This is a genomic window from Pseudoroseicyclus aestuarii, from assembly GCF_003217255.1.
GTDB classification, from domain to species: domain Bacteria; phylum Pseudomonadota; class Alphaproteobacteria; order Rhodobacterales; family Rhodobacteraceae; genus Pseudoroseicyclus; species Pseudoroseicyclus aestuarii.
This window is the reverse complement of record NZ_QJTE01000002.1, coordinates 392,676-405,035: the sequence shown is the minus strand read 5'-3', so window position 1 is coordinate 405,035 and position 12,360 is coordinate 392,676. Positions and strand designations below refer to the sequence as shown.

Below are 12,360 nucleotides of genomic sequence, written 5' to 3'. Positions count from 1 at the left end.
GGAGCGGGCGCAACGCCCGCTCCCCCGTCTCACCCGCAGACTCCCACCCGCGGACATCGAGGGCCCGGAGCGCGCATGCGCATCAGGCCGTCCCGAGGGGGTCTAGCACCCGAGGATTAGCACTTCGTCACCGGCGCGCCGGCTCAGCCCTCGACGGCCTCGCGCAGGTCCTGCGGGGCAATGGGCTTGATCAGGATGCGATGCGGGTGGTCCTCGTTGATCCGCTGGATCGTCGGCGGCTCGTTCGAGCCGGTGACGAAGACGACCCGGATCGAGGGCGCCTCGTCATGCACCAGCCGCGCCACCTCGACCCCGTCGATGGCGCCGCCGAGGCGCACGTCCATGAGCACGTAGCGCGGCGCCAGTTCGAGGATCCGCTCGGCCGTGCCCTCGCCCACGTAGAAGGTCTCCAGCACCGAGAGGTCGAAGTCGCGGCACATCCAGGCCAGATCCTCGGCGATCAGCACGTCATCCTCGACGATGACGACGCTGCGATCCCCGGGATCGCGGAGAGGGCTGCCTGTGCCGTTAGCCATAGCGCTTCCGTTCGTCGATATCTGAAGGCATTTCGATGCGGATCAGGGTTCCTGCACCCTCCGCCCCCGGTGAAATGGTGGCCCGCCCCTCGAGCTGGCGGGTCATGGTCCGGATCAGCAGGCTGCCGGTGCTGCCGCCCGGCCCATCGAAGGCGCCGCCGGTCCAGCCGACGCCATCGTCCTCGATCGCAAGCACGAGCCGATCATCGTCATCGCTGCAGGTCAAGACGACACGCCCGCCGCGGTCTTCGGGAAAGGCATGTTCGATCGCGTTCACCACCAGCTCGTTCGACAGAAGGCCCAGCGAGATGGCGACATCGAGGTGCACGACCAGCGGATCGACCCGGACGTCGAGCCGGATGCCGCGTTCGGGCAGGCCGTAGCTTGTCGCCAGGCTGCGGGCCAGCTGGCCGAGGAATTGCGCCAGCTCCACCTCCGAGGGCGCGTGAGAGGCGATCAGCATCTGGTGCACCAGCCCGATGGAGCGGATGCGCCGCTCCATCGCGGCGTAACTTTCGTTCAGCCGGGGATCGTCGATCCGGCGCGCCTCGAACCGCAGCAGCGCGCTGATCTGCTGAAGGTTGTTCTTCACCCGGTGATAGACCTCGCGCAGCAGAAGCGCGCGATCCTCGCTGGCCCGCTGCACCTCGCGCAGGGCGGCGGCCTGCTCGCGTTCGACCCGGTTCTCGACATGCGCCATCCAGAGCACGGCGGCATCGGCCTTCGCGATGAGCAGGATCGCCAGAAGGCTCAGCCGGAAATTCTCGTTGAAGATGCCCGCCTCGGTCAGCCACAGCGCGATCAGGCACAAGATCACTGGCGAGAGGGTCGTCAGCAGCAGGGTGCGCCGGGCGCTGCGGCTGCCGCGCCCCTCGGCCAGCAGCAGGGCGACCCAGCCGTCGTCGGGAAAGGCCAGCAGGAGCGCCACGAAAAGCAGCGCGAAGGCCAGGGCGGTATGCAGCGCCATCGCCGAGAAGACGAAGACCTCGTAGAGCGCCTCGGCATCGAAGAGGTAGCCCAGCAGGGCCACGAGCGCCAGCAGAAGGCCGGCCGTCGCGGCGACCTGAAACGGCACACGCGCCTTGCACCGGCCCACGAGCAAGAGGCACCCCGCCGCCAACAGCGAGAGGATGGCCGTGCCCGGCGCCATCGCGGCGCCCGGCGTCAGCGTGAAGGCGAAGGACCCCAGGTCGCGGCCGGAGGTCACCATCGCGACCAGCTCTGCCACGGCCCAGGCGGCGGCGATGGCGGCGAGTATCATGCTGGCCCGGTCGGTGCTGCGGTGGCGTCCGTCCCGGTGCCGGTACCACCAAAGCAGGAGGCTGAGGCCAAGCACGACCAGCATCCCCGCGGTCGCCGGCACCATGGCGACGAAACCGGGCAGGATGCGGGTGACGCCATCGATCCGGCCGATCCAGCCCAGCAGGATCACCACGCCCCCGATGCCGCAGACCGCGAGCGCCAGCGCAATGGAGGTGCCCCGGGTGCCAAGCCCGGGGACCGCCTGCGGGGATGCCGTGAGCTCTGCCATGATCAACCATAGGGCGAACATGGCATCCGGGACAAGGTGTCCCGAAGAGCCGCGGCCCTAGTAGCGGTAGTGCTCGGGCTTGAAGGGGCCCTCGGGCGTGACGCCGATATAGGCGGCCTGCTCTGGGCTCAGCGTGCTGAGCTTGGCGCCGATCCGGCCCAGGTGCAGGCGCGCGACCTTTTCATCCAGATGCTTGGGCAGGATGTAGACGCCGGGGCGATATTCGTCGCCCTTGGTGAAAAGCTCGATCTGCGCCAGCACCTGGTTGGTGAAGCTGGCCGACATCACGAAAGAGGGATGGCCGGTCGCATTGCCGAGGTTCAGAAGGCGCCCTTCAGAGAGCAGGATGATCCGGTTGCCCGAGGGCATCTCGATCATGTCGACCTGTTCCTTGACGTTCGTCCACTTGTGATTCTTCAGGCTGGCCACCTGAATCTCGTTGTCGAAGTGGCCGATGTTGCCGACGATCGCCATGTCCTTCATCGCGCGCATGTGCTCGATGCGGATGATGTCCTTGTTGCCGGTGGTGGTGATGAAGATGTCGGCGCTGTCCACCACATCCTCGAGAGTCACCACCTCGAAGCCGTCCATCGCCGCCTGCAGCGCGCAGATCGGATCGACCTCGGTCACCTTCACCCGCGCGCCGGCCCCGGCGAGCGAGGCGGCGCTGCCCTTGCCGACATCGCCGTAGCCGCAGACCACGGCGACTTTGCCGGCCATCATCACGTCGGTGGCGCGGCGGATGCCGTCGACGAGGCTTTCCTTGCAGCCGTACTTGTTGTCGAACTTCGACTTGGTCACGCTGTCGTTGACGTTGATCGCCGGGAAGGGCAGCTGGCCCTTCTTGTGCAGATCGTAAAGGCGGTGCACGCCGGTGGTCGTCTCTTCCGAGACGCCGAGGATCGCGTCGCGGGTGCGGGTGAACCAGCCGGGGCTCTGCTCCATCCGCTTGGCGATCTGCGCCTGGATCACCTCTTCCTCTTCCGAGGTCGGCACGCCCAGATCCTCGCCCGCCTCGGCGCGCGCGCCCAGCAGGACGTAAAGCGTCGCATCGCCGCCGTCGTCGAGGATCATGTTCGGCCCGTCTTCGAACTGGAACGAACGGTCGAGGTAATCCCAGTGCTCGGCCAGGCTCTGCCCCTTGATCGCGAAGACCGGCACGCCGCCCTCGGCGATGACCGCGGCGGCGTGATCCTGGGTCGAGAAGATGTTGCAGGAGGCCCAGCGCACATCCGCGCCCAGCGCCACCAGCGTCTCGATCAGCGCGGCGGTCTGGATCGTCATGTGCAGCGATCCGGTGATGCGGGCGCCGGTAAGCGGCTTGGTCTCGCCGTATTCCTCGCGCAGGGCCATCAGGCCCGGCATCTCGGTCTCGGCAATGTCCAGCTCCTTGCGGCCATAGCCAGCAAGCGCGATGTCCTTGACGATATAGTCCTCGGCCATCGGGGCCTCCTTGGTCCTTGTGATCCGCCTCGACTAGCACCGGGGCTGCAACCCGGCAACTGTAGGCGGTGCCGCGCAATGGCTGCAACTTGAAGCTTCTTTTCCGGGGATGGTAGGGAGCGGGCGGCAGATCCGGCGGAGGAACGGGTGACTTTCAGCATGACAGCGGACCGGCCGGCCCGGCACCGCCGCGCGATCGCCTTCTGCGCCGACGCCAACTACCTGCCCTACGCGCTCTTCGCGGCGGCGCAGATCGCCGCCCTCTCGCCCGGGCGGGATTTCGACATCTGCCTCTGCTCCGACGCGGAACTCAGCCTGCCGCCTGCCCTGGCGCCCCTCGGGCTGCGGGCGGTGACCATCGACACCGGCGGCGCCTTCGACGGGCTGCGGCTGGACCGGCGCCGCACCGCCAGCGCCTACCTGCGCCTCGCGCTGCCGCAGGCGCTGCGGGCGGATTACGACCGCATCCTTTATCTCGACGGCGACATCTTCGTGCAGGGCGGCGATTTCGGCGCGCTCCTCGGGCTGGATATCGGCCCGCATGCCGTTGCCGCGGTGCGCGACAACCAGCAATGGCGCACGCCCCGGCGCCTGCCGGAGCAGTTCCGGCGGATGGGGTGGAAGACGGCGCCCTATTTCAACTCGGGCGTCATGCTGATCGACACCGCCCGCTGGCTGGAGGCCGACCTCGGCACCCGCGCCGTCGCCTTCGGACGGCAGCACAAGGACCGCCTCATCGGGCACGACCAGACACTGCTGAACTGCCTGCTGCGCGGCGACTGGGCCGAGATCTCGCCGGTCTGGAACTGGCAATACACCCAGCGCACGCGCCTTTTCGAGGCGATGCGCATGCCGCATGTCGTGCATTTCATCGGCGCGACGAAGCCGTGGAAGGATCCGCAGGGGGCCCTCTCGCCGCGCTTCGCCGCCGCGATGGCCGCCTTCTTTTCAGGCGCGATGCCGGACCAGCCGCGGCCCGCGGTGGGGACTGGGCCGCTGCTGGACCGCGGGCGCCTTGGCAAGATGTGCCTGCGCCATGCCATGGCGGTTCCGGCGACCGCCCGCTACCTTTCGCAGTTTCCCACCGACCTGACGGTGCTGAGGCGCGCCGAGCCCGGGCCCGCAGCCGGGGCGGATTTGTCCCTACCGGCCTGACGTGAAATACCCGCTTCCGGGGACGACAGGAGTGAGCATGTTCCAGAACAGGCCGGCGAACCCCCCCGCATTGCCGCAACTGGCCCTCGGGAGCAGCAAGTTCGGCAAGCCGCGCTTAGGGCGCGCATTGAGTGAGCGCCCCGCTTAACAGACCCCTCCACCGTGACCCCTATCGCGATAAAATCCGGCCGGATCAGATGTTCGAAACAACAAGCTATTCAGACCAGGCGCAGCATGCCTCGGCTATTGTTTTCTGCTGCGACAGGAATTTCTATCCCTACGCCTTGTTCGCGGCGAGCCGCATAGCAGAGCTGGAGGCGGACCGAGACTTCGACATCTGCATTTGCTCTGACGAGCCCCTGGAGATGCCCGAAGGTCTGAAGCCTCACAACATTTGGCTTCTGAAAATTGACTGCGGCACTGTTTTCTCGGGTTTCGATCTGGACGCCCGCCGAAGCCAAGCGACCTATCTTCGCCTGGCTTTGCCAACGGCTCTTGCGGCGGACTACAAGAGAATCCTCTACTTGGATTCCGACGTCTTTCCGCAGCGGGGCGGGTTCAGCGCGCTGTTCACGCTCGATTTGAAGGACGCCGTCTTCGGTGCGGTCCGGGACAATCAGCAATGGCGCCACCTGAAGAGGCAGCCCGAGGATTATGTCCCGCTGAAGCTGGACGCGGCACCCTACTTCAATGCCGGCGTCCTGCTCATTGATACAGAGACATGGCTGGAGGTCGACGCGCTTCAGCATTGCCTGGATACTGGTGCCAAGTATCAGGGCCGACTTAGGCACAAGGACCAGACACTCCTCAATATCGCCTTTCAAGGCCGATGGGCAGAGCTGTCTCCGACTTGGAATTGGCAATACTCATGGAAGTCGCGCCTGCTGGAGGCGATGAAATCCCCGCATCTGGTCCACTTCATCGGGAAGACAAAACCATGGGTCGATCCGGAGCAGATACTTCCGCCGCGCTTTGCGATCTGTTTGAGGGAATTCCTGATGCAGCACATGCCATCGGCCTCCTTGCCCCGGATCCCCCTCGGCGCGGCAGCTCAGCCCCGGCTCATGCGCAGGATGGGCATTCGGCACGCCGTCGACGCCTATAGAAGCGCAGCCTATCTATCCCGCTTCGCGGACGATCTGTCGGTCCTGCGATGACCCGCCCGCCTCGCGCCTGGCAACGCATGCTCTCGGGCCGCCGCCTCGACCTGCTGGACCCCACGCCGATGGATATCGAGGTCGAGGATATCGCCCATGGCCTCGCCTTCGTGGCGCGCTGGAACGGGCAGACGAAAGGCGACTACGCCTATTCGGTGGCCGAGCATTCGCTGCTGGTCGAGGAGATCTTCGCCCGCAGCCAGCCCGAGGCGGGGCCCCGCGACCGCCTGGCCGCTCTGCTGCACGATGCCCCCGAATACGTCATCGGCGACATGATCAGCCCGGTGAAAGCCGCCGTCGGCCCCGACTACAAGGCCCTGGACGAGCGGCTGACAGCCGCCGTGCACATCCGCTTCGGCCTGCCCGCCGCCCTGCCACGCCGCCTGAAGGCGCAGATCAAGCGCGCCGACAAGATCAGCGCGTGGCTCGAGGCGGTGCGCATCGCCGGCTTCACCCCCTCCGAGGCGACGCGGCTATTCGGCGCGCCCTCCGAGGCGATGCAGCAACTGCAGATCCGCCTACGCCCCCCGCGCGAGGCGCGGCAGGATTATGTCGACCGCTGCGCCGCCCTTCTGGCGCTGTGCTAGGCGAGCCGATTGCCGGTTGACCCCGCATCGGGCTTGCGACCAACTCCTGCCGACCTGACCGATTGAGTGGAGCGCCCCGCGATGACCGACCAGACCGCCCCTGCCCGTTGGGATTTCTGGATCGACCGGGGCGGCACCTTCACCGATGTCATCGCCAGCCCGCCCGAAGGGGACCTGCGCGCGCTCAAGCTGCTGTCCGAGAACCCGGGCAACTACGAGGATGCCGCGATCGAGGGGATCCGCCGGCATCTTGGCGGCACCATCGACCCGGGCCGCGTCGGCACCGTGCGCATGGGCACCACCGTCGCCACCAATGCCCTGCTGGAGCGCAAGGGCGACCGCACGCTGCTGCTGATCACCCGCGGCTTTCGCGACGCGCTGCGCCTCGCCTATCAGGACCGGCCCGAGATCTTCGCCAAGGAGATCGTCCTGCCCGAGCAGCTTTACGAGCGGGTCGTCGAGGTCGAGGAGCGGGTCCGCGCCGACGGCAGCACCGAGCGGGCGCTGGATCTCGAAAGCGCGGTGAAGGCCATGCAGGCGGCGAAGGCCGATGGCATCGACGCCGTCGCCATCGTGCTGATGCATGCCTGGTGCGCCCCCGCGCACGAGCAGGCGCTGGCCCAGGCCGCGCGCGAGGTCGGCTTCGGCCAGGTCTCGGTCAGCCACGAGGTCTCGCCCCTGATCAAGCTGGTCGGCCGCGGCGATACCACGGTGGTCGATGCCTACCTGACGCCGATCCTGTCGCGCTACGTCGACCGGGTCGGCGGCGCTCTGGGCGCCACGCCGCCCGAGCAGTCGGGGCCGACGCTGCTTTTCATGATGTCCTCGGGCGGGCTGACGGCGGCGGACCGGTTCCAGGGCCGCGACGCGATCCTCTCGGGCCCCGCGGGCGGCGTCGTCGGCATGGCGCGCACCGGGCAGCTGGCCGGGCACGACCGGGTCATCGGCTTCGACATGGGCGGCACCTCGACCGATGTCGCGCATTTCGACGGCGCCTTCGAGCGGGTCTTCGACACGCAGGTCGCGGGCGTGCGCATGCGGGCGCCGATGGTGCAGGTCCATACCGTCGCCGCCGGCGGCGGGTCGATCCTGCACGCCGATCCGGGCCGCTTTCGCGTCGGCCCAGACAGCGCCGGGGCCCATCCCGGCCCCGCCTGCTACCGCGGCGGCGGTCCGCTGACCGTCACCGATGCCAACGTGATGCTGGGCAAGCTGAACCCCGACTTCTTCCCCGCCATCTTCGGCCCCGGTCAGGACCAGCCGCTCGACCGCGAGACGGTCGCCGAGAAATTCGCCGCGATGGCCGAGGGGCGGGCGCCGGAAGAAGTCGCCGAAGGCTTCCTGCGCATCGCGGTCGAGAACATGGCCAATGCGATCAAGAAGATCTCGGTCCAGCGCGGGCGCGACGTGACGGGCTACCTGCTGAACGCCTTCGGCGGCGCGGGCGGGCAGCACGGCTGCCTCGTCGCCGATGCGCTGGGGATGGAGCGGGTGCTGATCCACCCGCTTTCGGGCCTGCTTTCGGCCTATGGCATCGGCCTCGCCCGCGTGACCGAGACCCGGCAGCAGGGGCTTGAGACGGCCTTCGGCCCCGAGGCCGCCGAGGCGCTGGACCGCACTCTGGACCGGCTGGCCGAGGAGGTCGGCGCCGCCCTCGCCGAGCAGAGCGCGGCAGAGGGGGCGGCCTACACCCGCCGCCTGCACCTGCGCTATCGCGGCACCGACACCGCCCTGCCCGTGGCCTGGAACGGCGACGCGGATGCCGCGCGCGCGGCCTTCGAGACGGCGCATCTGGCGGAGTTCGGCTTCGCCGACCCCGAGGCGCCGCTGATCGTCGAGGCCGCCGAGGTCGAGGGCGAGGCCGCGCAGACCGGCAGCGAGATCGACCCCGAGCATACGCTGGACGAGGGCGAGGCCCCCGTTACCGCCCGCGCCCCCGTCTTCACCGGCGGCGCCTGGCACGAGGCCGCGGTTGTGATGCGCGCCGATCTGACACCGGGCCGCGTCATCGCCGGACCCGCCCTGATCATCGAGCCGAACCAGACCGTCGTGGTCGAGCCCGGCTGGCGCGCCGCGGCCACGGCGCGCGATCATATCCTGATGACGCGCGAGACCGCCGCCAGTCGCGACATGGCCGCCGGGACCGAGGCCGATCCGATCCTGCTCGAGGTCTTCAACAACCTCTTCATGAACATCGCCGAACAGATGGGCGTCGCGCTGCAGAAGACCGCTCGATCGGTCAACATCAAGGAACGGCTCGACTTTTCCTGCGCCGTCTTCGACGCCGACGGCGCGCTGGTGGCCAATGCGCCGCATATGCCGGTGCACCTTGGCAGCATGGACCGCAGCGTCGAGGCGGTGATCCGGCAGAACCGGGGCATGATCCAGCCCGGCGATGTCTACGCGCTGAACGCGCCCTACAACGGCGGCACCCACCTGCCCGACATCACCGTCGTCACCCCCGTCTTCGACGAAGCGGGGGCGGAGATCCTGTTCTGGACCGCCAGCCGCGGACACCACGCCGATGTCGGTGGCCGCGCGCCCGGGTCGATGACGCCCCGCGCCACCACGGTGGACGAGGAAGGGGTGCTGATCGACAACCTGCTGCTGGCGCGTGGCGGCCGCTTCCTCGAGGCCGATCTGCGCCGGGTGCTAACCGAGCACGCCTTCCCCTGCCGCAACCCGGACGAGAACGTCGCCGACCTCAAGGCGCAGGTGGCCGCCAATGCCCGCGGCGCGGCGGAGCTGCGGCGCATGGTGGCGCAATTCGGCCTCGATGTCGTGCGCGCCTACATGGGCCATGTGCAGGACAACGCCGCCGAAGAGGTCGCGCGGGTGCTCGGCCGGCTCGAGGGGGGCAGCTACGACTACCCCACCGATACCGGCCAGGTGATCCGGGTACGGATCGACATCGACAAGGAAACCCGCACCGCCACCGTCGATTTCACCGGCACCTCGGAGGTGCAGCCCAACAACTTCAACGCGCCGGAGCCGGTGACGCGGGCCGCGGTCCTCTACGTCTTCCGCGTGATGGTCGAAAGCGCGATCCCGATGAACGCGGGCTGCCTGCGCCCGATCCGGATCATCGTGCCCGAGGGCTGCATGCTGGCGCCGCAGTATCCCGCCGCCGTCGTCGCCGGCAATGTCGAGACCAGCCAGCATGTCACCAACGCCCTCTTCGGCGCGCTCGGCGCGCTGTCGAATGCCGAGGGGACGATGAACAACCTGACCTTCGGCAACGCGCGCCACCAGTACTACGAGACGATCTGCTCGGGCAGCCCAGCGGGGCGGATGAACGACGGGCGCGTCTTTGCCGGGCAGGCGGGGGTGCATGTGCACATGACCAACTCGCGCCTGACCGACCCCGAGGTGCTGGAATCGAAGTACCCGGTCCTGCTGGAAGAGTTCCGCATCGACGCCGGCTCCGGCGGGGTGGGACAGGCGGCGGGCGGCGACGGCACGACCCGGCGGATCCGCTTTCTCGAGGCGATGGACCTCGCGATCCTCTCGTCGCACCGCAAGAGCCCGCCGCGCGGGCTGGCCGGCGGAGGCGACGGGCGCCTTGGCCTGACCTCGATCCTGCACGCCGGCGGCGCGTCGGAGCGGCTCGCCTCCTGCGACCAGACCACCGTCGCGCCGGGCGATTGCGTGGTGATCGTCACCCCGACGCCGGGCGGCTACGGCCCGGCCGGCGACAGCTGATCGGTACGGCCCCGTGACGGCGCCCGCGCAATCGGCGGCTGTTGTCACGGGGGCCAGAGCGCCGCTCCGACAAGGCATCTCCCGGACGCGGGTCGACCTTAGTGCGCCCGCCCCGTCAGCCCGCTGGGGCGTTACCGCACGATGAATTCCGCATGGAGCGCGCCGGCGGCCCGGATGCTTTTCAGGATGTCGATCATGTCGTAGGGCGCGACGCCCAGCGCGTTCAGCCCGGCCACCACTTCGGAGAGCGAGGCGCCCTCCTGCACCTCGGCAAGGCCGATCCCCGGCTCCTGCTCGATCGCGGCCTCGGTGCGGGGCACGATGACCGTCTGGCCGGGGGCAAAGGGATTGGGCTGCACCACCAGCGGCGCCTCCTCGACCCGCAGGGTCAGGTTGCCCTGGCTGACGGCGACGCGGTCGATCCGCACGTCCTCGCCCATCACGATGGTGCCGGAGCGCTGGTCCACGACCACCCGCGCCCGCACCTCGGGCTCGACCAGGATATTCTCCAGCCGGGCCAGCGCATGGGCGGGCGAGGGCGCGCCGGTGGCGCCGATATCGAGCGAGACGGTGCCGGCATCCGTCATCACCGCGACGGGCGTGCCGAAATTGCCGTTGATCGCCTGCTCGATCCGCGCGGCGGTGGTGAAATCCGGCACCCGCAGCGCCAGCCGCAGCCGCTGCATGGAGGTGAAGTCGAATACCACCTCGCGCTCGACCGTGGCGCCGGCGGGGATCACGCCAGAGGTCGGCACGCCTTGCGTGACACTGGCGGCCTCACCCTCGGCGACGACCCCGCCGGCGATGATCGTGCCTTGGGCGACGGCGTAGATATCGCCGTCAGCCGCATTCAGCGGCGTCATGATCAGCGTCCCCCCGAGCAGGGAGGAGGAATCGCCGATGGCGCTGACGGTGACGTCGATCGGGCTGCCGGCGCGGGCGAAGGGCGGCAGCGAGGCGGTCACCATGACCGCCGCTACGTTGCGCGGCCGGAACTGCTCGCCCGTGACGTTGACGCCCAGCCGCTCGAGGATGTTGGTCATGATCTCTTCGGTGAAGGGACTGTTACGCAGCCCGTCGCCGGTGCCGTTCAGCCCGACGACCAGACCGTAGCCCACGAGATCGTTGGCGCGGACGCCGTCGAATTCGACGAGGTCCTTCAGCCGCACCTGCGCCGCCTGTGCCGGCAGGCCCAGCCCCAGGATCAGCGACAGGGCGGCGACAAGGCGCAGGATCATCGCAGGTACCCCGCGAGGCTCAGCTGCGACAGGCGCGCGGTCACGATGAAATGCTGCTCGAGCCGGGCCTGCGTTGCCTGCAGGTTGCTGGCCGTGTCGTAGGGATCGGCCAGGGCGAGGTCGTTGCGCATCATCGTCAGGGCCGATCCGCGGGCGGCGTGAAAGGCGTTCATCCGCTCGGCCTCGGCCTCGCCCTCGCCCAGCCGGGCGCGCATCTCGGTCAGCGGCTGCGCGGCCGAGATCATCCGCTCCGAAGCCTGTTCGACCAGGGCAAGGCGGGTGGAATCGGGCAGGGCCACGGCCTCGTCTCCGGCGATGACGGCCAGGGCTGCGGCCTTGAGGATCGCGGTCAGGGCCGGATCCTCGGCCCGCGCGTCGATGGTGATGGAGCGGTCCTGACTGACCCGGCGGGTCAGCGGCGCGCCCGGCTCGCCCAGGTAGCCGTCGCCGGTCCGAAAGCCGCCGGCGGGGTCGTCGAACCAGGCATCGACCGCATCGGCCACATCCGTCGCCGTCACCGCCGGGCCGAGCGCGGCGGTGATCGAGGCCAGCATGTCGCCGGCGGAGGCCAGCGCGCTGCGATCCGTGGCGGTGCCGGAGAAGAGCGCCGTGTCGCCGAACCGGCTGTTGAGCGCGGAGACGGTGGCCTCGAAGCCCTGCTGCGCCGCATTGGCGGCCGAGTTCAAGCCGTTGAGCGTGCCCTGCCCCTGCATCGCGGAGAGCTGCTCGAACATGTGCTCGCGGCTGCTATCGATCGTGCCCAGCGCCAGCTGCATGGTCCCGAGCATCTGCTCGGTCTGCTGTGTCGCCGTCTCGAAGCTCTCCGCTAGCCCGATCCCACGATCAAGTTCGGTCACCCGGCCGGCGTCACGGTCGAGATGCGCGGTCAGGTCCTTGACCCTGCCGGTCGACATCTCCTGCGAGAGGGTTTCCAGGCGCTGGCGGATCTGGCCGCCGTTGCGCAGGGTCATGAAGCTGCGGCTCATGTCGCCGATCGAGGTGAGCGTCATC

9 protein-coding genes are annotated in these 12,360 nt (G+C 68.9%); 4 read left to right on the top strand and 5 right to left on the bottom strand.

Annotated elements, in window-relative coordinates:
- Positions 1–143: 143 nt before the first annotated feature.
- Genes DFP88_RS06755 through ahcY form a run of 3 tightly spaced genes read right to left on the bottom strand, consistent with a single transcriptional unit; the run spans position 144 to position 3,510 of the window.
- Complete coding sequence (locus DFP88_RS06755) at positions 144–536, bottom strand: response regulator (RefSeq protein ID WP_110813697.1); 393 nt, start codon at positions 534–536, stop codon at positions 144–146.
- The gene (locus tag DFP88_RS06750; RefSeq protein WP_181418579.1) at positions 529–2,067 is read right to left on the bottom strand and encodes a sensor histidine kinase; all 1,539 of its coding nucleotides are present in this window, start codon (positions 2,065–2,067) and stop codon (positions 529–531) included. Before DFP88_RS06750 ends, DFP88_RS06755 begins: the two co-directional genes overlap by 8 nt.
- A 57-nt stretch (positions 2,068–2,124) precedes the next feature.
- Positions 2,125–3,510 (bottom strand): adenosylhomocysteinase, encoded by a 1,386-nt coding sequence (gene ahcY, locus DFP88_RS06745; RefSeq protein ID WP_110813695.1) that lies wholly within the window; start codon positions 3,508–3,510, stop codon positions 2,125–2,127.
- 159 nt (positions 3,511–3,669) lie between these two features.
- On the opposite strand from ahcY, the gene DFP88_RS06740 reads away from it, so the two are divergent.
- The 4 genes from DFP88_RS06740 (at position 3,670) to DFP88_RS06725 (ending at position 10,111) form a co-directional block, all read left to right on the top strand.
- Entirely contained in the window at positions 3,670–4,665 is a 996-nt protein-coding gene (locus DFP88_RS06740; protein ID WP_110813694.1) for a glycosyltransferase family 8 protein, read from the top strand.
- 197 nt (positions 4,666–4,862) lie between these two features.
- Positions 4,863–5,822 (top strand): glycosyltransferase family 8 protein, encoded by a 960-nt coding sequence (locus DFP88_RS06735; protein ID WP_110813693.1) that lies wholly within the window; start codon positions 4,863–4,865, stop codon positions 5,820–5,822.
- Entirely contained in the window at positions 5,819–6,409 is a 591-nt protein-coding gene (locus tag DFP88_RS06730; RefSeq protein WP_110813692.1) for an HD domain-containing protein, read from the top strand. The genes DFP88_RS06735 and DFP88_RS06730 overlap by 4 nt, the downstream gene beginning before the upstream one ends.
- 81 nt (positions 6,410–6,490) lie before the next feature.
- On the top strand, positions 6,491–10,111 hold the full coding sequence (locus DFP88_RS06725; protein ID WP_110813691.1) for a hydantoinase B/oxoprolinase family protein: 3,621 nt from the start codon (positions 6,491–6,493) through the stop codon (positions 10,109–10,111).
- 131 nt (positions 10,112–10,242) lie between these two features.
- Here DFP88_RS06725 and DFP88_RS06720 read toward each other — a convergent pair whose 3' ends face one another.
- Both DFP88_RS06720 and DFP88_RS06715 read right to left on the bottom strand, forming a co-directional pair.
- Positions 10,243–11,349, bottom strand: coding sequence for a flagellar basal body P-ring protein FlgI (locus DFP88_RS06720; RefSeq protein WP_110813690.1), 1,107 nt, complete (start codon positions 11,347–11,349; stop codon positions 10,243–10,245).
- Positions 11,346–12,359, bottom strand: coding sequence for a hypothetical protein (locus tag DFP88_RS06715; protein ID WP_110813689.1), 1,014 nt, complete (start codon positions 12,357–12,359; stop codon positions 11,346–11,348). The genes DFP88_RS06720 and DFP88_RS06715 overlap by 4 nt, the downstream gene beginning before the upstream one ends.
- Position 12,360: the final 1 nt, after the last annotated feature.

What these genes read in the sequence shown, in the direction of transcription:
- DFP88_RS06755 (WP_110813697.1), bottom strand. Translation starts at nt 536, where the DNA reads ATGGCTAACGGCACAGGCAGCCCTCTCCGCGATCCCGGGGATCGCAGC.
- DFP88_RS06735 (WP_110813693.1), top strand. Translation starts at nt 4,863, where the DNA reads ATGTTCGAAACAACAAGCTATTCAGACCAGGCGCAGCATGCCTCGGCT.
- DFP88_RS06750 (WP_181418579.1), bottom strand. Translation starts at nt 2,067, where the DNA reads ATGGCAGAGCTCACGGCATCCCCGCAGGCGGTCCCCGGGCTTGGCACC.
- DFP88_RS06740 (WP_110813694.1), top strand. Translation starts at nt 3,670, where the DNA reads ATGACAGCGGACCGGCCGGCCCGGCACCGCCGCGCGATCGCCTTCTGC.
- ahcY (WP_110813695.1), bottom strand. Translation starts at nt 3,510, where the DNA reads ATGGCCGAGGACTATATCGTCAAGGACATCGCGCTTGCTGGCTATGGC.
- DFP88_RS06715 (WP_110813689.1), bottom strand. Translation starts at nt 12,359, where the DNA reads ATGACGCTCACCTCGATCGGCGACATGAGCCGCAGCTTCATGACCCTG.
- DFP88_RS06720 (WP_110813690.1), bottom strand. Translation starts at nt 11,349, where the DNA reads ATGATCCTGCGCCTTGTCGCCGCCCTGTCGCTGATCCTGGGGCTGGGC.
- DFP88_RS06730 (WP_110813692.1), top strand. Translation starts at nt 5,819, where the DNA reads ATGACCCGCCCGCCTCGCGCCTGGCAACGCATGCTCTCGGGCCGCCGC.
- DFP88_RS06725 (WP_110813691.1), top strand. Translation starts at nt 6,491, where the DNA reads ATGACCGACCAGACCGCCCCTGCCCGTTGGGATTTCTGGATCGACCGG.